The following is a 23,710-nucleotide window of genomic DNA, read 5'->3' as shown; positions in this document are numbered from 1 at the left end:
TTTCACATGACCGCACGTATCATCCAGGCCAACCAGGCTCCCTTCCAGACCGTACCCGTAGACCCGGTCACGCTCGACATCATCGAGAACGCGCTGCGTAATGCTCGTATCGAGATGGACGCCACTCTGGTGCGCACTGCCATGTCGCCGGGCATCCGCGAACAGGGCGACGCCTTCCCCCTCATTGCCGACCACAAGGGCAAGATGATCGTGGGCCAGTTCGGCTCCTACATCGGCCCCTTCCTGGACGGCTTCGACGGCACGGTAGAGGACGGGGACCTGATCTTCCTGTCCGATCCCTATTCGGTCGGCGGCGCGATCAGCCACTGCAACGACTGGCTGGTGCTGCTGCCGGTGTTCAAGGACGGGCGCCTGATCGCCTATACCTCGATGTTCGGCCATCAGAGCGACATCGGCGGAATGGTGCCCGGATCGATGCCGATCCACGCCACTGAAATCTTCCAGGAAGGCGTGCGCATCCCGCCCGTCAAGATCTGGAAGAAGGGCGAATACAACGAGGATCTCGTCAAGCTGGTCATGCACCAGTCGCGCACCCCGGACTGGTGCAAGGCAGACCTCAACGCCCTGATCGCCTCATGCCGGGTCGCCGCGCACCGTGTGGTCGAAATGGTGGAGCGCTTCGGCGACGATGTCTTCGTTTCGGCCACCGACATGCTGCTGGAACGCAACCACCGCGCGATGAAGCATCTGATCGAAAGCTCGATCGGCGAGGACAAGGTGTCCTTCGAGGACTACATCTGCGACGACGGCATGGGGTACGGCCCCTACAAGATCAAATGCACGATGTGGCGCGAGAACGGACGCGTCGTGCTCGACTTCGCGGGCACCGATCCGCAATCGAAGGCGTCGATCAACATGCTGCTGAACGAAAACATGATGCGCATGTTCTTCGGCATCTACATGATCATGATCTTCGACCCGCAGATACTTTTCAACGACGGGTATTACGACCTGATCGACGTGCGCATTCCAGAAGGTTCGCTGCTCAAGCCGAAGTTCCCCGCCGCGCTTTCGGGCCGCACCCACGTGCTGGGCCGCCTGTTCGACATCCTGGGCGGCCTGCTGGGGCAGAAGACACCGGAATTCCTCAACGCCGCCGGCTTCTCGTCTTCGCCGCACTTGTTCTATGCAGGGCACGACAAGGCCGGAAAGTGGTTCCAGCTCTTCCAGATCGGCTTCGGCGGTATTCCCGGCCGTCCGCTGGGTGATGGGCCGGACGGCCACTCGCTGTTCCCGGGCTTCACCAACGTGCCCAACGAGTTCCTGGAACGCTACTTCCCGCTCGAGATCGTGCGTTATGAAACGGTGGCGGATTCGGGCGGCGCCGGCCTGCACCGCGGCGGTAACGGCATCAACATGGTCTATCGCTTCCTGGAAAGCGGCGTAATCGCCATTCACGACGACCGCTGGTTCGTGCCGCCCTGGGGCGTCAACGGCGGGCTTCCGGGCAAACGCGCAAAGAAGATCCTCACCAAAGCCGACGGCACGCGGATCGTCGTCGGCAACAAGCTGGAGGACTATCCGGTCGAGGCCGGTGACGAACTCCAGTTCATCACCTGGGGCGGCGGCGGCTGGGGCGATCCGCTCGACCGAGAGCCCGCGCTGCTTGCCAAAGAGCTGAAGCAGGGCCTCGTCACTGCAGAAGGCGCGAAAGACTACGGCGTCGTACTGGCGAACGGTGCTGTCGATGAAGCCGCAACGCAGGCGCTACGCAGCGAAATGCGCGCCGCGCGCGGCGAAGTCCCGGTGTTCAACTTCGGTCCCGATATCGAGGAACTGCGCCGCAACTGCCTCGCCGAAACCGGCCTGCCTGCGCCAACCGCGCCGCAGTGGGCCGCCCCCTCGAACGGCGCGCTTGCCGAAGCCGCCGAATAAGCATTCAGGGTACAAGGAAACCATCATGGCCAACCCGATTTTTCGCCAGAAGCTGGAAAGCGGCAAGTTCTTCATCGTCCCGGGTATCCAGGACATGATCGCCGCAGTGATCGCCAACAAGGTCGGGTTCGATCTCGTCTATGGCACCGGTTATTGGCTGACCGCATCCGCCTGGGGCCTGCCTGATGCCGGCATCGCCACTTACACCGAGATGCGCAACCGCATGGAGACGCTCGTGCGCACTTCCAACGCGGCGGTCATCGCCGATGCCGACACCGGATATGGCGGCTTGCTCAACGTCCATCACACCGTCAAGGGCTATGAGGCTTCGGGCGTTACCGCCATCCAGTTCGAAGACCAGGAATTCCCGAAGAAGTGCGGCCACACACCCTTCAAGCGCCTGATCCCGCTGGAAGACATGGTCGAGAAGATCAAGGTCGCCATCGACGCCAGGAGCGATGAAAACCTCGTCGTCATCGCCCGCAGCGATGCCCGCGCCAGCGAAGGGATGGACGGCATGCTCCGCCGGCTGGAAGCCTATTCGAAGGCCGGCGCCGACGTCCTCTTCCCCGAGGCCCTGACCTCGGAAGAAGAAATGCGCCGCGCCTGCGCCGAACTGGACAAGCCGTGCATGGCCAACATGTCGAACGGCGGCAAGTCGCCGGTGCCGAACGCCTCGGTGCTGGAGGAGATCGGCTATGCCTATGCGATCTACCCTTCGCTCACCAGTCTCGTCGCCTGCACCGCGATAGAAAAGGCCCTACGCAATCTCAAGGACAACGGCGTTGGTGAGCCGGAAGGCATCTTTGACTTCAACGAGTTCTGCTCGCTGATCGGCTTCGAGGATGTCTGGGATTTCGAGAAGAAGTGGGCCCCGGTCCCGGCTCCGGTCAAGTAAGGCATAACCCGCATGAAGCGCCGCATCGCCGCCGCCGTCCTCTCCCGCTCGGGCGACCACCCCAAGCCCTATGCCGAGAACGAACCCCTCGCGGTCCGCCAACTCGACCTCGACGATCCGCTGCCCGGCGAAGTACTGGTGAGGATCGACGCTGCGGGCATTTGCCACTCGGACCTTTCCGTCATCAATGGCGACCGCCCCCGGCCGATGCCGATGGCGCTGGGGCACGAAGCCGCAGGCACGGTGCTCGAACTCGGCGATCCCGATGAGCCGGGCCTCGCCGTGGGCGACCGCGTGGTGCTGGTCTTCCTGCCCAGCTGCGGTCAATGCGTGCAATGCCTTTCGGGCGAGGGGTATCTCTGCGCCAACGGCGCCGCCGCCAACGGCAAGGGCGAACTGATGCGGGGCGGCAGCCGCCTGTCCTGCACCGGGGAACATGGCCGCGAGACCGTGCACCATCACCTCGGCGTCTCGGCATTCGCGACCCAGGCAGTGGTGGACCGCCGCTCGCTGGTGAAGATCGATGCCGATATTCCGCCGGAAACCGCAGCCCTGTTCGGCTGCGCGGTATTGACCGGGGTAGGCGCAGTGATGAACACCGCGAAAGTCCAGCCGGGTGAGAGCGTGACCGTGATCGGCCTAGGCGGTGTGGGCCTTTCAGCGCTGCTCGGCGCGCTGGCGGCGGGCGCACAGCCGGTCCATGCCGTTGACCCGTCGCCCGCAAAGCGGGCACTCGCGCTGGAACTGGGCGCTGCCAGCGCCTCTGCTCCCGGCGAGGATGAAGTTGCCATGGGCAGCGACGTGGTGGTCGAAACGGTCGGCAAGGCCGCCGTGCTCGCCCATGCATATCGCTCGGCCCGGCGCGGCGGGCGAATCGTCACGGTAGGCCTGCCCAATCCGTCGGAAGAACTGTCGATCAACGCGCTGTCGATCGTGGCTGACGGAAAAACCCTAATGGGCAGTTACATGGGTTCATCGATCCCGGCCCGCGACATTCCCCGATATATCAAGCTCTGGCGTGCTGGACGCCTGCCGGTGGAAAAACTGCTGACATCGGTCGGCCCGCTGGAAGAAATCAACGAAGCCATGGACAAACTGGCTTCGGGTGAGGCTATCCGACAGGTGATCGTGCCCGGCTGGTAGGCCCTTAGAAAATCCGCCGGGCCAAACACCGATGCCCGGATTGGTTCCCGCCTGTCGGCTTTATCTATCCGACAGGCGGATAATACCTTGATTAATTCGAGCAAACGTCATTCTCTTGTCACTCTCTCTTCATCGCAAGAAACTGACAGGGTCTGATAATGGAAAAAGGGGTTCCAATTCGCTCTATCACGCGTTCGATCGCGGCATTGAAAGCCATCAACCGACACGGTTCGCTCTCCATGATGGAGATCGCAAAGGCTTCCGAAGTGCCCTATCCGACCGCGTGCCGCATCGTTCAGACCTTGCTTTACGAAGGCCTGATCGAGCAGGAGCCCGCGCGCAAGCGCTACCGCGCAACGGCCATGGTCCAGACATTGGCCACCGGCTTCCAGCATGACGACGAACTTGTCCGCCTGGCCCGCCCGCATATCGTCGGCCTCACCAAACGCGTTGGCTGGCCGGTTTCCATAGCAATTCGCGTGGGCCGCGAGATGATGCTGCGTGATTCGACACACTCGAATTCGTCGCTGACGTTCGAGCGCTATTACCCCGGCTTCACCCTGCCGATCCTCGACAGCGCCTCGGGCAAGGTCTCGATGGCCTATGCCCCCGACGACGAGCGCGAAATGATCCTGCGCTTCATGCGCGTTTCGCAGGAAATCGACCTCAACTATCTCGCCACCGCCGAAGTCAGCCTGGATGTCGAGCGTATCCGTGCCGAAGGCTACGCGGTGCAGGGCCGCAACCACTTCAACCTGACGCCGGGCAAGACTTCGTCGATCTCGGTGCCGATCTTCCGCAACGGGCACTTCGAAGCTGCGATGACCATGGTGTTCTTCGTGGCCGCCATGCGGCTATCGCAGGCCCTGGAACTCTACCTCGACGATCTGCGCGCGACGGCTGCGGCAATCAGTCACGACCTGTCGAACCCGATGCCGATGCCTATGGGCAACGCCTGACACGAAAACGGGAGGTCCAGCGGACCTCCCGAGATGTTGCAGCCAAAGCGCCCCGGTGGCGCTTTTTTTATTGGTTCGACATCACAGCCGCGCCGTAACCGCCTTGGTTTCGAGATAACCGTCGAGCCCTTCCTTGCCGAATTCCCGGCCCCAACCCGACTGGCCATAGCCGCCGAAGGGAATATTGGTCCCCACCGCGCCGTGGCAATTGATCGAGACATGGCCCGAACGAATGCGTTTCACCAGCCGGTGCGCCGTGGAAAGGTCCTTCGTCCAGACTGAACCGGACAGTCCGTAAGGCGTGTCGTTGGCCATTGCCGCCAACTCATCGAGGTCTGTCGTCTCGACTTTCATTACTGCCATGACCGGCCCGAAGATTTCTTCCTTCACCAGCGGCATGTCCGGGCGGCAGTCCGTATAGATCGTCGGCCGGATGAAGTTGCCAGGACGGTCCAGCTTCTCGCCGCCTGTCACCAGCGTCGCCCCGGTTGCCTCGGCACTGCCGATATAGCCCATGACCTTGGCGGTGTGCGCGTCAGAAATCATCGGCCCCTGCATTGTCGCCGGATCGAGGCCATGCCCCAGCGTCATCGATTCCGCAAAGCCCTTGAGCCCCGCCACCAGTTCGTCATGCACGTCGGCATGGGCGAAGATGCGCGTGCCGGCCATGCAGTTCTGGCCCTGCAGGAAGAACGTAGCCATGGCGACGCCCGGAACCGCCAGCGCAAGGTCGGCGTCGGGCATGATCATGACCGGGCTCTTGCCGCCCAGTTCCAGGCTGACCTTCTTGAGATTGCCCAGTGCTGCGGAGACGATCTTGCGCCCGGTCGCGGTGGAGCCGGTGAACGAGACCTTGTCGATCCCCGGATGCGCCGCAATGGCCGCCCCGGCATCGCCGCCGAGGCCATTGACGATATTGACCACCCCGGCGGGGAAGCCAGCGTCCAGCACCATCTGCCCCAGTGCAAGAACCGAAAGCGGGGTTTCTTCCGAAGGCTTGATCACAACCGTACAGCCTGCCGCCAGAGCCGGCGCCAGCTTCAGGATTGCGGTCGAAAGCGGCACGTTCCACGGCACGATCTGGCCGACCACGCCCACAGGTTCGCGCAAGGTGTAAGTCAACGCTTCGGTTTCGGCGGCGATATGGCGCGGGGGCGCGGTGGTGGTGCCCTCGATGCGCATGATCGCGCCTGCGTAATAATCGATCATCTCGACACAGTTCGACGTCGTCAGCCCGGCAATGAAGGCCGGCATGCCGTTATCGAGAATGTCGAGCTGGGTGAGCAGCAGCGCGTTCTGCTCCATGATCCGGGCAAGCCGGTGCATCAGCGCGGTTCGCTCAGCCACGGTCATGCGGGTCCACGGCCCGTCGAACGCCCGCCGCGCGGCGGCCACGGCGCGGTCCACTTCCGCAGCCCCGCCCGTCTGAACACGGGTCAGTTCTATGCCGGTGGCCGGATCGATGCTGGCCATCTCGCCGCTGCCCTCGACCCATTCGCCGCCAATCAGCAGCTTGTGGGTCTTGCTGAGGAAAGCAGCGGTTTCGGGCGCGATGGCGTGGCCATCGAACGGTACAGCGTTGGCGCTCATACCGGCACCGTCCGGCAATCGTAAGTGAATAGGCCCAGCGATTCCTCGTCCTTCGTGCCTTCGAGGCCGAAGAAGTCGGTGTTCTGACCCTGCATGCGGTCGGCGTTGGCGTTGCTCTCGGCCTGGATAAAGGTCGCGCGTTCATGGCGCGCGGCCTCGTAACGCTTTAGGCCCTCGCCGATGGAGGCCGAGGCCGCCAAGGCGCGGGCCAGCACCACACCGTCCTCGATACCGCAGGCCGCACCGTGCCCGAGGAACGGCGTCATGGCGTGGGCGGCATCGCCGATCAGGGTGACGTTGTCGTCGATGATCCAGCCGGGCAGCGCGGTGCGGGCGTTGATCGCCCACTTGTACATCGGCTGTTCGCAGGCGGCCGCGATCAGCTTCTGCGCATCGTCGCACCAGCCTGCATAGACCTTGCGGACTTCCTCGGGGTCGACCGGGGTGGTCCAGCCTTCCTCGTTCCAGCCCTCCTGGCGTGAGAAGAACACGAAATTCATCGCCGTCGAGCCACGGATATTATAGCGCGTAATCATCGCGCCCGGACCGATGATGATGCCGGGAAAGTCAGAAAGTTCCTGCAATTCCGGCGTCACCGGCACCAGGCAGCGCCAGGCGACGTGGCCGGTGAAGTGCGGCGGCGTGGTCTCGAAGCGTTCGCGGATCACCGATTTGACGCCGTCCGCGCCAACGATGAGGTCACCCGTCACGGTCGAACCGTCGACCAGCGTAACGGTGTTGCCATCGCTGGAAACCACGCCGGCGCTGGTGCGCAGTTCAACGCCCGCGCGGCGCGCTGCGCCCAGAAGCACTTCGTGCAGGTCGGCGCGGTGGATCGTGACGTAAGGCGCGCCATACTTGTCGCGCTGGTCCGAACGATCCTTGGCGACGATGGTACGGCCATCCTGCCAGTGCTGGATACGCTGGCGGCTGGGCTCGACGCCCGCGCTTGCCGTTTCCTCGCAGACGCCGATGAAGTCGAGGCCCTTCATGGCGTTCGGGGAGAGCGTGACACCCGCCCCGATTTCGCCGAATTCACGCGCGCTTTCGAGCAGCGTGACCTTGAAGCCCTCCTGCGCGAGCGCGGCGGCTGCGGTCATACCCGCAATGCCGCCGCCCACCACGACGATGGTTTCGCTGCGGCTCATGTCAGCCCTTGCTCTCGAGCTGGCCGGGGATATGCGATTCGTGGTTCTGGAGATACCACTCGGCGATTTCCTCACGCGTGGCCCACCAGACGCCCGGCAGCGACTTGGCATGTTCGATGAATTCACGCAGCGCCCGCACGCGGTGGGCGCGGCCCGAGACATGCGGGTGCAGGCCCACGTTCATGATGCGGCCTGTCTTCGCACCCTCGGCATAGAGCACGTCGAGTTCCTCGATCAAGGCATCGCGGAACTGGTCGGTGGTGAAGTTCTTGCGGGTGATGAAGGTGAAGTCGTTGATCTCGTTCGAATAAGGCACCGAAACGATCGGGCCGTTCGGCGTGCGCAGCAGGAACGGCTGGTCGTCGTTCATGATGTCGCAGTAGAACGTGCAGCCCTGCTCCGCGAGGATGTCGGCGGTCTGCATCGTGCCGCGCAGCGAGGACGAGAGCCAACCCTTCGATTTGCGGCCGGTGAACTTCTCGAACTGCTCAAGGCTGCGCATGACGATGTCGCGCTCCTTCTCCGGCTGGTGAGCGAAATTGGTCAGCAGTTCGCCCTGCTCCCAGTTGTGGGTCAGCAGTTCCCAGCCGCGCTCAAGCACGGCGTCGGTCATCGCCTTGCGGCGCTCGAAAGTCACTGCGTTGGTGGTGCAGCTGGCCGGAACGCCCAGTTCGTCGAACAGCTCGAACAGGCGCCAGATGCCTACGCGCTGGCCATATTCGCGCCAGGTAAAATTCGGAAAGTCAGGCGTATTACCGGGCAACACATCGGGCAGGATCGCCGGGCCGCCCGCGTAATAGGGCTTGTCGGTATCCTTGGTGAGGTCCCAGGTTTCAAGGTTGAACGTCAGGATCAGGGCAACCCGCGCGCCGTTCGGCCACTTGAGCGGCTGGCGCTGCGGGAGGGGGACGTAATCGTATTCCATGGGACAATTCTCGCTTACGACTTGTTACAGGACCCGAACCATAATCCAGGCATCCTTCCCCACCCCCGCGCCGCGAATGTCCGACTTGCGATCAAAGGCTTGCAAGTTTCGGATAAGCCGGGGGCGACACCTCATGGCACTCACATGCCGAGAACTTCAAGAGCCACGCGCTCGGAAGATTCCAGAGCGCCTTCCAGGCCGCGCGCACCTGTGGCGGTATGTTCGCCGCAGAAGAACAGATTGCCGGCCGGCTTTGCCATCTCGTCCATCCAGGCGACCTGCCCGGGCGCGATGTAGGAAAAGTCGCCCAGGTTGAACTTTTCCTGCGACCAACTGAAATAGGAATGCGCGGTCAGCTTGCCTTTCGCGGCAGGACGCAGAGCCTCGATCCGGGCGACGACCATGGCCTTGATCGCTTCGGCTCCGGCCCGGTCCCAATAGTTCGCGAGATTGCCTCGAGCCTGGGCGATGAAGCCGGTGATCTGCTGGGGGTCTTCACCGTAGCGCTGCGGGATGACGTTGCCGAGCGTCCCGTCAGTCCACATGGCGGGCGCAAGGCCGTCCTGCTCCCAGAAAGGGGTCTCGGCCGTCACGAAAACCATGGAAATCGGCTGATAACCGAGCTGCGCCACCGCCTGCGCCTGAACGCCGGAAAGACCGGGGTCGATCGCCACGTTGCGCAGCGCCGAGAACGGCAGCGAGCAGATGACCTTGGGCGCGGAGAACGTCGCCCCGTCTGCGCAGTGAACGGTGACCTTGCCACCAGCCTGGGTGATCGCCACGATCTCGCGGCCCAGCAGGAGGTCGCCCTTCATCTGCTTTGCCAGCGCCATCGGCATAAGCAGGTTGCCGCCTTTTACCGCGAAGGACTTTGGACCCGCAGCGATCTGCGCCTTGACGAAACCGTCGTTGTACTCGCTGAGCAGCGCCGACACATCGTAGGCGTTCATGCCGTAATAGGGCGCGATATCGTAGGCGAGGTGGATCGCCTGATCCGATAGCCCCTGCTCGCGCAGAAATGCATGGAGCGAGATGTCGAGCTTCGCGTTGACCGGATCGTGCCAGGAATTCCAGTCCGTCAGCCGGGTTTTCTGCGCCACCAGCATCGGCACGAGTTCACCGGGCATCACCGATTTGAGCGCATCGGGGAAGGGGTTGCCGGGAAACTTCGCCCATTCCTCACGGGTGAGCGCCTTGTCGCCCATATACAGCAGGCCCGGCGGGCCGATGCGGTAGCGGGCCCCCACTTCCTGCATCTCGACGCCTGCGCGGTTGGCGATATCCAGGCCGCGGCCATAGCCCTCGCCCATCGAATTGAAACCCATCTCGGGATAGCCCGGCTGGTCGAGCAAGGTCATGATCCGCCCGCCGACACGCTCGCGCGCCTCGATCACGCTGACCTTGAGGCCCTGGTCTTCAAGCAGCCAGGCTGCCTGCAGACCAGAGATACCGGCGCCAAGGACCAGCACATCGGGCTCGCCTGAACGGGCGGCCATGGGCTTGGCCTTCGCCGCCTTCGCTGCGGCGGCGCGCGGCAGGCCCGAGGCCAGTGCGCCCGCGCCGAACGCCGCTGCGCCGATTGCGAACCTGCGCCTGTCCATCACCATGCGTGCCTGCTCCTCAATCCTTGCGGGGCCGAAATGCGCAGGATCGCGCGGTATCGTAGCCTGAACAAGAGATACCGCGCCCTGTCGCAGTCAGGAAGGGATCGCCATGGATGCCCATCAGGCGGATAACCGGGGCAGGCGGAATGGTGCTGGCCTAGGCAAGGAAGGCGTTCACGTCTGCCACGACCCGGTCTCGCTCCAGCTGGATGACCCCGTGCTTGACGCCGGGCATGTCGATCCGGCGGCCACTGCGATAATGGTGGGCGGTTTCGAGCGTGACCTCCCACAGGTCGTCCTCGGGATTGAACACCAGCACTGGCTGCCCAACCTGCGCCATCGCGCCAAGGAAGTCGTAGCGGTAGACCGAGATGTAGCCCCACGGCATCCGCGATCCAAGGCGCAGATATTCCGCCATGTTGACGTGGCGGTCTTCGTAGGGAATGCGCGGATCGCTGAGTTCGCCGATGATCGACCACAGTTTCTCGACGTGAGAGAGATCCTTCCCCGGCGGCGGGAAAGCGCGCAGGAGTTCTTCCAGCTTGGCCTCGCGCAGTTCCGCCGGGAAGGCCGCTACGCCGAACACCACGACGCGCCGTACCCGCTCCGGCAGGCTGCGCGCAAGTTCGGTAGCGACAAGCGAACCGGTGTGAAAGCCCATGACGTCGAATGCGCCCGGCGCGATGCTGCCCTGCGCGGCAAGGTCGTCCATGAGGGCGGCCATCACTTCCCCGAAGTCCTCGATCCGCGCCGGCTCCGGCGGAGCATCGCTCATGCCGTAGCCGGGCGTGTCCACGGCGATCACCGTGCGGCCCTGCGCCAGCGGCTCCATCACCGGCAACCAGTCCCTGCCGTTGCTGGGGGTCTGATGAAGGCACAGCAGCGGAAGCCCCTGCGCACCGGGCGCGCCTTGGGCGATACGGTAGTGAAGCTGGCCGTAACGGCTGTCGACATAGCCGCGCTTGATGACGCTCATTGCGTGATATCCTGATTATCGGCGGAGTAGGAGAGTTCAGGCGCCGTCCGCTCCTGCTCGGCCGGGTCGGTTTCGACGAGATTGATGAAGACGCCGTCGCAGTCGCGGATGCAGACTTCGAGCTGGGCGCGGTGTTCCATCGTGAACAACATCGGCTCGGGCGCCCAGGTGGCGCCCAGTTCGCGCAGGCGCGCCAAAGTCGCCGCCATGCTGGTGACGTAGAACACCAGCGCCACCTCGCCGATCCGCGCAGGGCCGGCCGCCAGCGGCAATTCTTCGGCAGGCGTGCCGTCGGCCAGTTGAAACAAGCCGATCATCCCGTAGTTCGGCCCCGGCCGCTTGACGATGCGGATGCGAAACGGGCGCGGGTCGTCGAAACCGAGGATTGCCATGGCCGAGGGATGATCCAGGTTTCCCTCGAAATACGTCTCGGTCAATCCGATGGCGCGGTAGAACCTGGTCGCACGGTCAAGATCGCGCACGAAAAGCGTGGCGCGGATCAAGGCGGAACTGGGATGCTCCTGCATGGTCGATAGGCTCCCTTCGCGTTTCGGAAGCGAAAACAGACGCGAGCAGTCGTCAGCTTGCAGCCGTTGTCCCGCCTAGTGGCCGACAGGTGGACATGCGCCCCCTTTGCGGCTTGCTCCGCCCGCTGTTCCTTGCGCAGAAGATGAGGAAGGAAACAGGGAACACCGCCTAATGGCCAATCATGTTCGGGGGCATATCTCCTATTTGCGGGAAGGCGTGGAAACCGGGCGCGAATGGTTCGAGCGGATCGATCACCCGCAGTCCGGCGCCAGCACACTGCGCGCCTTCTGCGAAATGGACGACGCCGCCCTCACCCGCGATGTCACCTATTTCCTCGACAGCACATCGCGCCCGGTCGATGCCTTCTGCCGGGTCACCGTAGGCGGCGCGGTAAAGGGTACGGCGCTGTTCCTCGCCGAGGATGAAGGCATTCGCTGCGAGGCGCGAATGCAGGAACTCGGCCGGATTTCGCAGCATCTGCCACTGGAAGGTCCAGCCGCCTATCTCGGCCTCCATCCGCTGGTCGGGGACGCGCTGGTGGCGCCGCTTCGCGGCACCGCGCGGCCTGGCGAATTCCTGCCTGTTCACGGCGTGACCAACTCCATTTCCCCGAACGGCGACCAGGGCCTTTACGCAATACCCGTCACCATCGACGCTGCCTGGCTTGGCCGCGAGCAGGTAACGGTGCCCGCAGGCACGTTCGATGCCGACCGCTACGCCCTGCGCTGGCACATGGACTGGCCCGTTGCAGACCTTTGGGTATACGGTCCGCGCGCCACATTCGTTCAGATGACATGGGACATGGTGGGCGCCCGCTACGAACTCACCGAAATCTCCGGCGCGGACTGAAAAAGCTCTCCGGCAGGCGAACATTCGGGACCAGCCCCTCCTCCGCCCCTCCAGCCGTGCGCATTGTTGCACCGGACGCCCAGGCCCCATAAGGTGAAGCCGCATGAATTCGAGCCAGTTGCCTGCCAAGCCCGTCACCCGGCGCGGCTATGCCGACGGTCCTTTCGGGCAGGTCCATTACCAGAGCCTGGGAGACGGCGCCCCTCTGCTGCTGCTGCATCAGGCTCCCATGACATCCTCGCAGTTCGACTATGTCTATGAGCCGCTGGCCCGGCGCGGCTTCCGGGCGATCGGCATCGACATGCCCGGCTTCGGCGGTTCAGATGCCACGCCCGGTACACCGACCATCGGCGACTATGCGCAGGTCGTGCCCGCAGTGCTTGATGCGCTGGGGTTGGAGAAAGCCGCGATCCTCGGCCACCATACCGGCGCGCTCGCCGCCACCGAGGCGGCTGTCGTGTTCCCTTCGCGAGTGAGCGCGCTCATCATCAATGGGCCCCTGCTGGTCGACGAAGCCGGCCTGCGCGAATTCATGGAAGGCCTGCATCAGAAGGAAAAGGCATTCCATGCAGAACCCGAAGCGGGCCACATCGTCAACATCGTCAAGGTGCGCGACTGGTTGGCGAAAGGCGCGATCCCGCCCGAACGCCTGAGCGACTATGCGGTTCAGGCACTGGTGGGCCGGGGCGCATATTGGTGGGGCCATCACGCGGCGTTCACTTACGATCAGGCCGCCCGTCTGCCACTGGTGACCCAGCCGGCCATGATCCTTACCAATACCGGCGACGTGATCCATGACCATGCACCTGCCGCCCACGCACTCCGCCCCGACTTCGCCTATGCGGCCCTTGAAGGCAGCGGCGTGGACATCGTCGACGAACAGCCCGAAGCCTGGGCCGATGCCGTAGCCGCGTTCCTGCACTCGGCCGGTAATACTCTCCAGGCGGATATTACAGCCTGATTTTCAGGGCGCAGCGAAGCGGGGAGTTACGCCCCGATTGCGTACCTCCCCGCTTCGCTGCGCCCACTGGTTGAAGGATAGAACAAACGTGCCGTCACTGCGCAGCTTCAGCCCTACCGCCCTTGCCATCGCGCTGTCGCTTTGCGCGATCCAGCCTGCCGCCGCGCAGGGGACGCCTGCCTCAGCCGCAGCTCCGACTGGAAGCGCCCAGCTTCACCCATGGCTGACGGTCGCCGAGTTGCGCAAGCTCTACAAGGACAAGCAGAGCCGGTTCCTGACCGTGGGCGACCTCACCATCCACTACAAGGATGAAGGCCCGCGCGATGCGCCCGTGTTGCTCATGGTCCACGGCTCGGAAAGTAGCTTGCGGACATGGGACCGGATCACGCAGGTTCTCAAGAGCCGCTACCGCGTGATACGCTTCGACCTGCCCTCCTATGGCCTTTCCGATGGCCCCACCGACAAGGCCGTGAAGGCCCTTCAGCCCACCGACGTTCCCATCGCCCTGCTGGACAAGTTGGGCGTCAAGAAAGTGACTTTCGTCGGCGTATCCAGCGGCGGCACCATGGGCATGTACCTTACCGCGCGCCGGCCCGACATGGTCGAGCGGCTGATCCTGTCCAACACGCCGTCCGACCCGGTGGATACCAGTCACCTCGTCATGCCCAAGGCGTTCCTCGATGCGCAGGCACGCGCCAAGGAAACGGGCTTTCGCGATCAGGATTTCTGGAACCAGTTCCTCAGCTACTTCGCGGGAGATGCAAGCCGCATTTCCGCGCAGACGCGCAAGGAATATTACGACTTCTACCGGCGCGTGCCCGAAAAGAACCTGATCGCACTGATCGCCCGCATCGGCGACGGCAAGCAGGCTTCGGTGGAAATGGCCAAGATCGACAAGCCGGCCTTCCTCATCTGGGGCGGCGCCGACCCGCTGCTGCCGGAATCGGCCGTAACTGCAATCACGCGCTATCTTTCGCACGCGCAGATTTCGAAGGTGGTGATGCCCGATGTGGGACATTATCCACCGCTGGAAGTGCCAGATCGCTTCGCCCAGCTTATCGCCGCATATGTCGAGGCGGGAACACCGAAGCTGCCGCAATAGCCGAAATCGCGTTTCAATTGCCCGCTGGTCGGAGATTGCCAGCCACCGTCCTCTGCGGCATGACTTTCCAGCTTAGGAGCGAACCATGACCGCACCGCGCACGCTTTACGAGAAGCTGTGGGACAGCCACGTCGTTGCCGAATTGCCCGGCGGCGACAGTCTGCTCTACATCGACCGCCATATCGTCCACGAAGTTTCCAGCCCGCAGGCCTTCGTCGCCATGCGTGAAAGCGGGCGCAAGTTGCGCCGGCCGGAAACCCACCTTGGCGTGGCGGATCATGCCGTCCCCACCCGGACCCGCGGCGGCGAAATCCCCGATCCGCAAGCCCGTGCGCAAGTCGCCGAGCTGGAAGGCAACGTCGCCGAATTCGGCGTGCCTTATGCCGATCTCACCGGGCCGGAGCAGGGCATCGTCCATGTCATCGGCCCTGAGACCGGCTTTACCCTGCCCGGCACCACCGTGGTCTGCGGAGACAGCCACACGACCACCCACGGCGCTTTCGGCGCGCTCGCCTTCGGGATCGGCGCCAGCGAACAGGGCACCGTGATGGCCGCGCAGGCGCTGCCGCAGGGCAAGGCGCGCACGATGAAGGTCGAGCTTGTCGGCAAGCGTCATCCGCTGATCGACGCCAAGGACATCGCGCTGGCCCTGATCGCCAGGATCGGCGCGCATGGCGCAGTGGGTCATGCCGTCGAATATGTCGGCCCCGCCATCGCCGGCATGGCCATGTCCGAGCGCATGACCTTGTGTAACATGACCATCGAGGCAGGCAGCCGCATGGGCATGGTCGCGCCCGATGAAGTGACGTTCGCCTACCTCAAGAGCCGCCGCCTTGCTCCCAAAGGAGCAGCCTGGGAAGCCGCGACCGCTTACTGGCGCACGCTCGCCAGCGATCCCGGCGCAGCTTACGACAGGATCGTCACGCTGGACCTCGACCTGATCGAGCCGCAGGTGAGCTGGGGCACCAGCCCCAACCAGACCCTGCCGATCGGCGCACTGGTGCCCAGCCCGTCCGCGATTGCCGATGTTTCCGAAAGGCGCGAGACCGAAAAAGCGCTGGCCTACATGGGGCTTGAGGCCGGGCAGCCACTTTCCAGCGTTGCCATCGACCATGTCTTCATCGGTTCGTGCACCAATGGCCGCATCGAAGACCTGCGCGCCGCGGCCCGCATCGCGCAGGGCCGCAAGGTGGCGGATGGGGTACGAGCCATCGTCGTGCCGGGCTCTGCCGCCACCCGCGCGCTGGCCGAAGCCGAAGGGCTGGACCACGTTTTTCGCGAAGCCGGATTCGAGTGGCGTTTCGCGGGCTGCTCGATGTGCGTAGCCATGAACGAGGACCGCCTTGCCCCCGGTGAGCGCTGCGCCAGCACGTCCAATCGCAATTTCGAGGGACGGCAAGGCCCCGGCGGCCGCACACACCTGATGAGCCCGGCCATGGCCGCCGCCGCCGCCGTTTCCGGCCATCTCGCCGACGTGAGGGATTTCGCCTGATGCCCAGCACATCTTCGGACAAGGGGCCGTTCAAGACGGTCACCGGCCTCGCCGCCGCCATGCGCGAAGAGAATATCGACACCGACATCATCTTTCCCGCGCGCTTCCTGCTCATCACCGCGCGCGCCGGTCTGGGCGAATATGCCTTCCATGACCGCCGCTTCGATGCGGAAGGCAGGGAAGTGCCCGGCTTCGTACTGAATGCCGAGCAATTCCGCGAAGCGCCGGTGATCGTTGCAGGTGCGAACTTCGGTTCCGGCTCCAGCCGCGAGCAGGCGGTCTGGGCGCTGCTGGGCCGCGGAACCCGCGCGGTTGTATCGTCGAGCTTCGGCGAAATCTTCTACTCGAACTGCCTGCGCAACGGCGTCTTGCCAATTCTGCTGCCGGAGGACGATGTCGCCGCGCTGATGGATGCAGCGCAAAGCGGCGCCATGTTCACCGCAGACCTCGAAGCGCAGGAACTGCGGGTGGAAGGGCAAGCCACACGCACCTTCGCGATTCCCGCCGAACGCCGCTTGGCAATGCTCAACGGCTGGGACGAGACCGACCAGATCATCAACCAGTACAGCGCCGCGATCGATGCCTTCGAACAGGGGCAGCGCCGCATGCAGCCGTGGCTTTACCAAGAGGAACAGGACGCATGAGCAGCGAGGAAGACCTGCTGGCCAACTACAAGAAGGCCTATGACAACCGCGTCGGCTTCGGATCGCGCCCCGCGCTGATCCTGATCGACTTCTGCCAGGCCTATTTCGAGCCGGGCAATGCGCTCTATTCCGAAGTGGACGAGGCGCTGGAATCAGCCCTGCGCGTGCGCGCCGCCGCCCGCGCCGCCGGCGTGCCGGTAGTGCTGACCAACGTGGTCTACCACCCCACAGGCTTCGACGGCGGCCGGTTCTACGAAAAAGCGATGCCGCTGAAGAACTTCCTCAAGGGTAGCCCGATGGGCGCATTCGGCCCGGGCCTGGAGCCGTTCGACGACGAACTGGTCGTCTCCAAGCAGTACCCCAGCGCCTTCTTCGGCACCTCGCTCGCCTCGACGCTGACGGCTGCGGGGATCGACAGCGTGATCCTTACCGGCCTCACCACATCGGGCTGCGTGCGCGCCACCTGCGTCGATGCGATGAGCCATGGCTTTCGTACCGCCGTCGTCGCCGAAGCCTGCGGCGACCGGCATGACGCCCCGCACGAGGCGAACCTGTTCGATATGAATGCCAAGTATGCCGACGTCGTCGGCGAAGCCGAAGTCGTAGCCTTCCTCGACGGCCTCAAGGCCTGAACACACTCTCCGCCGGGCGGTCATAGGACTGCCCGGCTCACGACCCCGGCATGGCGGCCCCTAGCATCGCCCCATGACCACAAACCCCCACTCCCGATCTCATCGCGAGGGCCGCCTTGCCGGCCGCACCGCGCTCATCACTGGCGCCGGTCTTGGCATCGGGCGCGCCTGCGCCATCCGCTTCGCCGAGGAAGGCGCGCGGCTGGTTCTCACCGACATCGACCCCGTTCGCCTCGCCGAAACGCGCGCGCTGCTCACGCCGGGATGCGAGGCGCTGGTCCACCCCGCCGACGTCACCGACGAAACCCAGGTCGCCGAACTGTTCGCCCACGCCGATGCGTTCGGCCCCGTCGAAATTCTGGTCAACAACGTCGGCGGTGGCCGGCCGGGACGCATCTGGGATCTATCGGTCGAAGACTGGGACCACACCATGCGCCTGAGCCTGCGCTCGATGTTCCTGTGCACGCGGGCGATTCTGCCCGGCATGATCGAGCGTGGCTACGGGCGAATCGCCTGCCTTTCCTCCGGCGCGCGCAATGGCACCGTGTGGAATGCACTGCACATGGGGGCCTGCGCCTATTCCACCGCCAAGGCGGGCGTGACCGGCTTCGTCCGCGATCTTGCGATAGAGTTGGCCGACAGCGGCGTCACCATCAACGCAGTCGCACCCGGCCCTATCGACACCGAACTGGCCGGCCCGTTCCTGCGCGCCATGGAGGAGCAAAGCCTTGATTACAGCCCGTTCCGCATGGTGCCGATGCGTAGGCTGGGTACTCCGCGCGAAGTCGCGGACGCGCTGCTTTACGTTTGCTCGCAGGAAGCCAGCTACGTGACCGGCACTACGCTCGACGTCTCTGGCGGGCGTTGAACGGCACCCCCTTGCCACCCCGATGCATCCGACAGGCGAACACGCATCAAATTCGCCGTCATTCTGACGAGACTCAAGTAAATCTATCAGTGCAAGAAAAGGCGGCACACCGCCCTACCAAGCCAAAACCGGAAACAGGGGAAGACGATTCAAAAGCACATTTGCTTTCACGCAATGATGTGATCCACCGGCAAAAAACAAATATACAATATTAAATATATGTAGCTCGGACAACACGGACATCGATTTATAAAGCTGCACTTAAGCAGACCTCATTCGATGCCGGTAAAAATAAGTGTTCAAGCAGCAGGGACTCAATTTGAAGCGGCGCGCACCGCGCGTCCTTTGATCAGCATTGAGGGAAAACATGACTGGCAATTCTCGCACAATCCGTCTCGCGTCCACGCTTTCAGCGATGGCGCTCGTTACAGGCATGGCCTGGGCCGCCCCGGCCATGGCCCAGGCATCCGGCAGCGTTGGCGGTGACATCATCGTCACAGCCCGCAAGACCGGCGAAGACATTCTCAAGGTCCCCGTCACCGTTACCGCGATCACCTCGGAAACGCTTGATGCCAAGGGCATCGTTTCAGTCGTCGACATGGCGCAGTCGACCCCGGGCATCAACATCAACAACAGCTCGTCGGGCCACGCCGATCGCTCGTTCCAGCAAGTCGTGATGCGCGGCATGACCCCGTCGACCACGCTGGCGACCACCACCTCGATGTTTATCGACGGCGTCGCGGTGTCTTCGCCTTCGCAGCTCAGCGCCGTCACCAGCCCCGAGCGTATCGAGATCATCAAGGGCCCGCAAAGCGCCTACTTCGGCCGCAACACCTTTGCCGGCGCGATCAACGTCGTCAACAAGGTGCCCGGCAACGACTGGGGCGGCGAAGTCCTCGGCATGATCGGGACGCGCGACAACTGGCGTCTGCGCGGCTCGATCGAAGGCCCGATCATCGAGGACCTGATATCGTTCCGCATCGCCGGCGAGAAGTTCTCCAAGGATGGTTCCTGGAAGAACTACGACGGTCAGACACTGGGCGACCAGTCGACCAAGGTCGCCAGTCTGCTTGTCGGGATCACCCCTTCGCCGGACGTGACGATCAAGCTGTTCGGTATGCTCAGCGAGGACAAGGACGGCCCCGCCGCCCAGACGCGTCTTTATGCCTATGATGCCGTCACGCCGTCCGGTCAGGTCGTCGTGGCTGGCCAGTCGAACTGCACGCTCACCGGGGATACGCGCGGCGTGATCAACCCCACCACCGGGCTTCCGGCTGGCGCTCCTGTGCAGAACAACTACTTCTGCGGCACCATCCCGACCATCGGTAACCCCGTCACCGCCAACGTCACCAACACCGATTTCATTCGCCAATTCCTGGCGATCGGCACCAATCGAGTGGTCAATCCGGAAGACGGCGTCCAGGGCTACGGCCTGCTGCGCAAGACCAAGCACGCCCATGCCACCTTCGACTGGGACGTGACGGATTCGGTGAAGTTCTCGGCTCTGGCCGGTTACAACAGGGAAATCTGGACCACCCTGATCGACCTTGACGGCTACGACACCCGCGCCTTCCCGTCTGGATACGACTACAACCGCAACGGGGTCATCAATCCTTCGGAAATCTTCGGCCAGGGCTATTTCGACTTCCCTTACCTGATCGAACGCAAGATCGAGGATTTCTCGGTCGAAGGCCGCTTGTCGTATGACAAGGGCCCGGTCCACGGCGTCGTCGGTGTCAGCTACCTGAGCGCCGACCAGCGTCAAGGTCTTGGCGGCGGCAGCGGTGCACTCACTGCGGCGGTTCTCAGCCCCGGCGGTCTTAGCCGCAACAAGACCACAGGCTTCTTCTTCGGAGCGACTTACGACCTGACCGACACCCTGTCGTTGAGCGTCGAAGGCCGTTACCAGATCGACAAGCTGGAATCGTTCGCTCGTCCTTCGGGCCTCACTGTCGCGTCGAGCGCCTTCATCCCGGCCGGCTTCTACACCGGCGGCACACTGCTGGTGGGTCAGACCTACAAAAACTTCACGCCCCGGGTGATCGCCAACTGGCAGGTCAGCCCCGATCTGATGGTCTACGCATCCTGGGCCAAGGGTGTTAATCCGGCGCAGTTCAACACCAACATCCTGTCGAACACCGGCCCGGTGCAGCAGGCTGCGCTCGATGCCGGTGGCCGGCTGGCGATCGACCCCGAAAAGGTCACCAACTACGAAGTGGGCATCAAGGGCCGTATCGGTTCCACCTTCCGTTACACCGCCGCCGCCTACTATGCCCAGTGGCGCAAGCTCATCAATGCCGTGCTGATCGTCGCTCCGGACGCCTCGCAGACCACTGGCTTCAGCTTCGTCAACACGTCGGCGAACGCAGGTTCTGTCAATCTGTACGGGATCGAGGCTGAAGCCTCCTGGCGTCCGACCGAATTCCTGACCATCGATGCCGCAGCTGCTTTCAACGACAGCGACATCCAGAAGTTCGCCTCGACAACCGTCAGCGCGCTTTCAGGGGTCTACGACTTCTCCGGCAAGGAAATGAAGAACACGTCGAAGTACTCCGCCAACGTCGGCGTCCAGGTCGGAACGGAGATCGCAGGCTGGGATCGCGGTAGCTGGTTCCTACGGGGCGACTGGAACTTCAAGTCCGGTCAGTGGTCGAACGAAGCCAATCTTGCCAAGAGCCCGGATGTGCATTTCTTCAATACACGAGCCGGACTGACCCATGGCAACATTTCGCTCGAAGTGTTCGTCAACAACGTGTTCAACAACAAGAAACCAATTTCGATTTCCGACAACTTCCTGTTCACGCCGAACTTCGCGTACACTGCGCGTAGCTCTGCGCTGGTACTCGGCCTGCCCGAACTGCGCACTGCCGGTATCCAAGCGAAAGTCAAATTCTGATCTTCGATTGAAAGGCAAGGCAGAAAGGCCGGGCGCGCAAGCGTCCGGCCTTTTTTTTGTTATTCAGCTGATAAGCCTGATGGTGAAATGTGGGCAGTACTCGGGCCGCGACTGGGAGCATGGCCGGTCAATAGCCGTAATCAGTGAAAGCTGCGGCGGAACGCGTAGACGCAGCTATTGCGCGCCAAGGCCCTCAGTGACAGACGCAGTCGTTGCTGCGACAGCCGGGACGAACGCAGGCCCTATGCAGGCACAATGTCCAGCGGCGGGTCGATCGCATCGGCAGCGGAATTGGCGCGTGCGGATGCCTTCACCCTGTCGATCAGGAAGATAAGGCGCGCGGCGTCGTGGCCGGTCGGACAGCGGTGCGCCTCGCCCCGCACGGCAGCGGCGAATTCACGCAGCTGATCGCGGAAATAATGCCCTAGAGTACGCCCGCCCATCGCGCGCGGATCGAGCAGCACACCTTCGGGCGGCGCAACCAGCACATCGCCGTTCCAGCTGAGGATCTCGCCGTGTTCGATCTCGAGCACGCCCTTGTCGAAATGCAGCACCTTGCGGTCGAGCACTGAGGGCTGGTTGTAGGAAATATGCACGCTCGCCATACGGCGGCCGGGGTAGGCCATGAGGATCATCGCCTCGTCCTCTCCCTGCCAGCCCGACTGGTGGCGCGCCGCCTCGACATGCACCCGCACGGGATCATCCTGTCCCATGACAAGCTGGACGAAATCAAGCGCATGCGGCGCGAACAGGGAAAGGATCAGTCCTTCTTCGGGCTTGCGCTCGGCCCACCACGGTGCCTGCGGGCCGTCCCACTTGACGCAGGATGAAACTTCCAGCGCGCGCAAACGGCCGAAGCTTTCGCGGTTGTCCATGATATGGCGGACGGCGGCATTGTGACGGAACGTATGCCCGGCCGCGAGCACCAGCCCGCGCGTCTCTGCCTCGCGCGCCAAGGCAGCGGCCTGCTCACCGGTTTCGGCTACCGGCTTCTCGACCAGGACGTGGCGCCCTGCCCGCAGCGCCGCCAGACACTGCTCGAAATGGAGAGCATTGGGCGTGGCCACCAGCACCGCCTCCACCTCGGGCAGGGAGAGAGCCTCGTCCAGCGAGGTAAGCGCCAGCGCGCCCAGCGGTTTGGCTGCGGCCTGTGCAGCGGAAAGGTCCGCATCTACCGCAGCCACTAGGCGAACCTGCCCCGGCAGCGCAGCTACGGCGGCAAGATGCGCACCGGATATGCGGCCGCAGCCGATCACCGCAATCCCGAGAGGGCCCGCACGGGATGCGTCAGGGCTGGCGGGCAAATTCTTCAGTTCAGGCATCCACGCTTCCATCCGTCTTCGATAATGCGCAGCAGAGTGCCCCGGAATGACGGTAAAGGCACGGCCCGCATGCCTCTGTCCGATGGCCGAACAGAAACGGCCGGCGGGTCACCCCCGCCGGCCGTCCGGTGTGGTCAGATGCGTTTCGGCACCTTCGGATAGGGACTACTCGGGCTTGCGGACCAGCGCCTTTGCTGCGGGCGGCGGCTTTGGCGGTGTCCAACCGGCCGGAACCGGCGCGGGCTTCTGCTCGCGGGCGTAGTTTTCAAGGCTCGACAGCGAGGGGCCGTAATCCTCGGTCGGTGCGTGGAGCCACTTCTCGTCCATCGCGCGCGCTGCCGCCACGAGATCGGCGGGAAGGCCCTTTACGCCGTCCTCGATTGTCTGGAAGTGGGTGAAGTAGTTCACATGGCCTTCGGCCTGGCCCATCAGCATCCACGGCAGCCACGGCGTGATGCGGCTCCATGCTCCGATGTGCGGGATATGGGTGAGACGCGGGTTTTCAACGTCCTTGCGCTGCACGGTGTAGATGAAGTGCTCGGACACGCGGTTCATGGCGCCAGCGGATTCGCGCACCCATTTCGCCGGATCGAGCGCATTTGGATACTGCATGTCGATGTCGGTACGCAGGATCATCGTGCCGTTGGGGCCGAATTCCCAGTCCTGAAGGAAGGGCTTGCGCGGCGGCTTGTCCTTGTTGAGGCCGCCGTAGGAAGGCGGCTCGGGCGCCCACTGGCTGATGGTGAAGTTGAACGGATCGTTGGCGATCGGCACCACCTTCACTGCTTCGCCGGTATAGGGATTGTCCCAGGTTTCCAGGATCTTGCCCGTCTCCAGGTCACGGTAGAACACGATCTCGCGCAGCATACGGCGGTACGACCCATCTTCCAGGCGCTTGGTCCGCACGAAGCTGAAGCCTTCGACGCCAAACAACTGCCGGACCGGCTCGTTCGGACGCACGCCGTAAGCCTTGCCTTTCAGCCAGCCGCATTTTTCCTTGGTCGGATCGATGTCGGCATCAAGGCGGGCATAGACGTCCCGGTTCCACTCGGGGTCCTTGAAATCGATCTTGGTGCGAAATGCCGGGGTCGCCTTGCTAGGGCCCGCCGGGGCTGCCTGCGCCAGTGAGGGCGCGGCTGCGATCCCTGCTGCAAGCCCGGCAAGCCCGAGGCTTTCGCGGCGCGAGAACTTCATATCGTCCATTCGATGACCCCCTGTTGGTTTCCAGTATCTAGTCGTGCGGTTTTTTGCGCTTTTGAATGCCGGCGACATCGCGA

20 protein-coding genes are annotated in these 23,710 nt (G+C 63.6%); 12 read left to right on the top strand and 8 right to left on the bottom strand.

Annotated elements, in window-relative coordinates:
- Positions 1 to 6 precede the first annotated feature (6 nt).
- The 4 genes from TQ38_RS23475 (at position 7) to TQ38_RS23460 (ending at position 4,896) form a co-directional block, all read left to right on the top strand.
- Positions 7 to 1,896: a hydantoinase B/oxoprolinase family protein gene (locus TQ38_RS23475; RefSeq protein WP_043970049.1), complete on the top strand. Its 1,890-nt coding sequence runs from the start codon at positions 7 to 9 to the stop codon at positions 1,894 to 1,896.
- A gap of 25 nt (positions 1,897 to 1,921) precedes the next feature.
- Positions 1,922 to 2,794: an oxaloacetate decarboxylase gene (locus TQ38_RS23470; RefSeq protein ID WP_043970048.1), complete on the top strand. Its 873-nt coding sequence runs from the start codon at positions 1,922 to 1,924 to the stop codon at positions 2,792 to 2,794.
- Positions 2,795 to 2,806: 12 nt separating this feature from the next.
- Complete coding sequence (locus TQ38_RS23465) at positions 2,807 to 3,937, top strand: alcohol dehydrogenase catalytic domain-containing protein (protein ID WP_043970047.1); 1,131 nt, start codon at positions 2,807 to 2,809, stop codon at positions 3,935 to 3,937.
- A 158-nt stretch (positions 3,938 to 4,095) separates the two neighbouring features.
- The gene (locus TQ38_RS23460; protein ID WP_043970046.1) at positions 4,096 to 4,896 is read left to right on the top strand and encodes an IclR family transcriptional regulator; all 801 of its coding nucleotides are present in this window, start codon (positions 4,096 to 4,098) and stop codon (positions 4,894 to 4,896) included.
- An 81-nt stretch (positions 4,897 to 4,977) separates the two neighbouring features.
- On the opposite strand, the gene TQ38_RS23455 is transcribed toward TQ38_RS23460, so the two are convergent.
- From TQ38_RS23455 to TQ38_RS23430, 6 genes are all read right to left on the bottom strand, one after another.
- The gene (locus TQ38_RS23455; RefSeq protein ID WP_043970045.1) at positions 4,978 to 6,486 is read right to left on the bottom strand and encodes an aldehyde dehydrogenase; all 1,509 of its coding nucleotides are present in this window, start codon (positions 6,484 to 6,486) and stop codon (positions 4,978 to 4,980) included.
- Complete coding sequence (locus tag TQ38_RS23450; protein WP_043970044.1) at positions 6,483 to 7,634, bottom strand: FAD-dependent oxidoreductase; 1,152 nt, start codon at positions 7,632 to 7,634, stop codon at positions 6,483 to 6,485. The genes TQ38_RS23455 and TQ38_RS23450 overlap by 4 nt, the downstream gene beginning before the upstream one ends.
- Position 7,635: 1 nt before the next feature.
- On the bottom strand, positions 7,636 to 8,559 hold the full coding sequence (locus tag TQ38_RS23445; RefSeq protein WP_043970043.1) for a polysaccharide deacetylase: 924 nt from the start codon (positions 8,557 to 8,559) through the stop codon (positions 7,636 to 7,638).
- 140 nt (positions 8,560 to 8,699) lie between these two features.
- Positions 8,700 to 10,166 carry an NAD(P)/FAD-dependent oxidoreductase gene (locus tag TQ38_RS23440; RefSeq protein ID WP_043970042.1) on the bottom strand — a complete coding sequence of 489 codons (1,467 nt, stop codon included), beginning with the start codon at positions 10,164 to 10,166 and terminating at the stop codon, positions 8,700 to 8,702.
- 154 nt (positions 10,167 to 10,320) lie between these two features.
- A complete protein-coding gene (locus tag TQ38_RS23435) occupies positions 10,321 to 11,139 on the bottom strand; it encodes an alpha/beta fold hydrolase (RefSeq protein WP_043970041.1) in 819 nt (272 codons plus the stop codon).
- The gene (locus tag TQ38_RS23430) at positions 11,136 to 11,666 is read right to left on the bottom strand and encodes a VOC family protein (protein WP_043970040.1); all 531 of its coding nucleotides are present in this window, start codon (positions 11,664 to 11,666) and stop codon (positions 11,136 to 11,138) included. Before TQ38_RS23430 ends, TQ38_RS23435 begins: the two co-directional genes overlap by 4 nt.
- A gap of 172 nt (positions 11,667 to 11,838) precedes the next feature.
- On the opposite strand from TQ38_RS23430, the gene TQ38_RS23425 reads away from it, so the two are divergent.
- From TQ38_RS23425 to TQ38_RS23390, 8 genes are all read left to right on the top strand, one after another.
- A complete protein-coding gene (locus TQ38_RS23425) occupies positions 11,839 to 12,516 on the top strand; it encodes a hypothetical protein (protein WP_052505491.1) in 678 nt (225 codons plus the stop codon).
- Between the two features lie 103 nt (positions 12,517 to 12,619).
- Positions 12,620 to 13,477 carry an alpha/beta fold hydrolase gene (locus TQ38_RS23420; protein ID WP_043970039.1) on the top strand — a complete coding sequence of 286 codons (858 nt, stop codon included), beginning with the start codon at positions 12,620 to 12,622 and terminating at the stop codon, positions 13,475 to 13,477.
- An 88-nt stretch (positions 13,478 to 13,565) separates the two neighbouring features.
- The gene (locus tag TQ38_RS23415; RefSeq protein ID WP_082057464.1) at positions 13,566 to 14,579 is read left to right on the top strand and encodes an alpha/beta fold hydrolase; all 1,014 of its coding nucleotides are present in this window, start codon (positions 13,566 to 13,568) and stop codon (positions 14,577 to 14,579) included.
- Positions 14,580 to 14,664: 85 nt separating this feature from the next.
- The gene (gene leuC / locus TQ38_RS23410) at positions 14,665 to 16,071 is read left to right on the top strand and encodes a 3-isopropylmalate dehydratase large subunit (RefSeq protein ID WP_043970038.1); all 1,407 of its coding nucleotides are present in this window, start codon (positions 14,665 to 14,667) and stop codon (positions 16,069 to 16,071) included.
- Positions 16,071 to 16,715 carry a 3-isopropylmalate dehydratase small subunit gene (leuD, locus tag TQ38_RS23405; RefSeq protein ID WP_043970037.1) on the top strand — a complete coding sequence of 215 codons (645 nt, stop codon included), beginning with the start codon at positions 16,071 to 16,073 and terminating at the stop codon, positions 16,713 to 16,715. The genes leuC and leuD overlap by 1 nt, the downstream gene beginning before the upstream one ends.
- Positions 16,712 to 17,347, top strand: coding sequence for an isochorismatase family protein (locus TQ38_RS23400; RefSeq protein ID WP_043970036.1), 636 nt, complete (start codon positions 16,712 to 16,714; stop codon positions 17,345 to 17,347). Before leuD ends, TQ38_RS23400 begins: the two co-directional genes overlap by 4 nt.
- A 73-nt stretch (positions 17,348 to 17,420) precedes the next feature.
- Entirely contained in the window at positions 17,421 to 18,215 is a 795-nt protein-coding gene (locus TQ38_RS23395; RefSeq protein ID WP_043970035.1) for an SDR family NAD(P)-dependent oxidoreductase, read from the top strand.
- Between the two features lie 367 nt (positions 18,216 to 18,582).
- Positions 18,583 to 21,111: a TonB-dependent receptor gene (locus TQ38_RS23390; RefSeq protein ID WP_043970033.1), complete on the top strand. Its 2,529-nt coding sequence runs from the start codon at positions 18,583 to 18,585 to the stop codon at positions 21,109 to 21,111.
- Between the two features lie 242 nt (positions 21,112 to 21,353).
- Here the strand turns inward: TQ38_RS23390 and TQ38_RS23385 are convergent, their stop codons facing one another.
- Together TQ38_RS23385 and TQ38_RS23380 are read right to left on the bottom strand one after the other, a co-directional pair.
- Positions 21,354 to 22,433 carry a Gfo/Idh/MocA family protein gene (locus tag TQ38_RS23385; protein WP_043970639.1) on the bottom strand — a complete coding sequence of 360 codons (1,080 nt, stop codon included), beginning with the start codon at positions 22,431 to 22,433 and terminating at the stop codon, positions 21,354 to 21,356.
- 165 nt (positions 22,434 to 22,598) lie between these two features.
- Positions 22,599 to 23,636 carry a DUF1838 family protein gene (locus tag TQ38_RS23380; protein WP_043970032.1) on the bottom strand — a complete coding sequence of 346 codons (1,038 nt, stop codon included), beginning with the start codon at positions 23,634 to 23,636 and terminating at the stop codon, positions 22,599 to 22,601.
- Positions 23,637 to 23,710: the final 74 nt, after the last annotated feature.

This window comes from Novosphingobium sp. P6W (assembly GCF_000876675.2).
Taxonomy (GTDB): domain Bacteria; phylum Pseudomonadota; class Alphaproteobacteria; order Sphingomonadales; family Sphingomonadaceae; genus Novosphingobium.
This window is presented reverse-complemented; position numbering and strand designations above follow the sequence as displayed.

What these genes read in the sequence shown, in the direction of transcription:
- TQ38_RS23475 (WP_043970049.1), top strand. Translation starts at nt 7, where the DNA reads ATGACCGCACGTATCATCCAGGCCAACCAGGCTCCCTTCCAGACCGTA.
- TQ38_RS23470 (WP_043970048.1), top strand. Translation starts at nt 1,922, where the DNA reads ATGGCCAACCCGATTTTTCGCCAGAAGCTGGAAAGCGGCAAGTTCTTC.
- TQ38_RS23465 (WP_043970047.1), top strand. Translation starts at nt 2,807, where the DNA reads ATGAAGCGCCGCATCGCCGCCGCCGTCCTCTCCCGCTCGGGCGACCAC.
- TQ38_RS23460 (WP_043970046.1), top strand. Translation starts at nt 4,096, where the DNA reads ATGGAAAAAGGGGTTCCAATTCGCTCTATCACGCGTTCGATCGCGGCA.
- TQ38_RS23455 (WP_043970045.1), bottom strand. Translation starts at nt 6,486, where the DNA reads ATGAGCGCCAACGCTGTACCGTTCGATGGCCACGCCATCGCGCCCGAA.
- TQ38_RS23450 (WP_043970044.1), bottom strand. Translation starts at nt 7,634, where the DNA reads ATGAGCCGCAGCGAAACCATCGTCGTGGTGGGCGGCGGCATTGCGGGT.
- TQ38_RS23445 (WP_043970043.1), bottom strand. Translation starts at nt 8,559, where the DNA reads ATGGAATACGATTACGTCCCCCTCCCGCAGCGCCAGCCGCTCAAGTGG.
- TQ38_RS23440 (WP_043970042.1), bottom strand. Translation starts at nt 10,166, where the DNA reads ATGGTGATGGACAGGCGCAGGTTCGCAATCGGCGCAGCGGCGTTCGGC.
- TQ38_RS23435 (WP_043970041.1), bottom strand. Translation starts at nt 11,139, where the DNA reads ATGAGCGTCATCAAGCGCGGCTATGTCGACAGCCGTTACGGCCAGCTT.
- TQ38_RS23430 (WP_043970040.1), bottom strand. Translation starts at nt 11,666, where the DNA reads ATGCAGGAGCATCCCAGTTCCGCCTTGATCCGCGCCACGCTTTTCGTG.
- TQ38_RS23425 (WP_052505491.1), top strand. Translation starts at nt 11,839, where the DNA reads ATGGCCAATCATGTTCGGGGGCATATCTCCTATTTGCGGGAAGGCGTG.
- TQ38_RS23420 (WP_043970039.1), top strand. Translation starts at nt 12,620, where the DNA reads ATGAATTCGAGCCAGTTGCCTGCCAAGCCCGTCACCCGGCGCGGCTAT.
- leuC (WP_043970038.1), top strand. Translation starts at nt 14,665, where the DNA reads ATGACCGCACCGCGCACGCTTTACGAGAAGCTGTGGGACAGCCACGTC.
- leuD (WP_043970037.1), top strand. Translation starts at nt 16,071, where the DNA reads ATGCCCAGCACATCTTCGGACAAGGGGCCGTTCAAGACGGTCACCGGC.
- TQ38_RS23400 (WP_043970036.1), top strand. Translation starts at nt 16,712, where the DNA reads ATGAGCAGCGAGGAAGACCTGCTGGCCAACTACAAGAAGGCCTATGAC.
- TQ38_RS23395 (WP_043970035.1), top strand. Translation starts at nt 17,421, where the DNA reads ATGACCACAAACCCCCACTCCCGATCTCATCGCGAGGGCCGCCTTGCC.
- TQ38_RS23390 (WP_043970033.1), top strand. Translation starts at nt 18,583, where the DNA reads ATGACTGGCAATTCTCGCACAATCCGTCTCGCGTCCACGCTTTCAGCG.
- TQ38_RS23385 (WP_043970639.1), bottom strand. Translation starts at nt 22,433, where the DNA reads ATGCCTGAACTGAAGAATTTGCCCGCCAGCCCTGACGCATCCCGTGCG.
- TQ38_RS23380 (WP_043970032.1), bottom strand. Translation starts at nt 23,636, where the DNA reads ATGGACGATATGAAGTTCTCGCGCCGCGAAAGCCTCGGGCTTGCCGGG.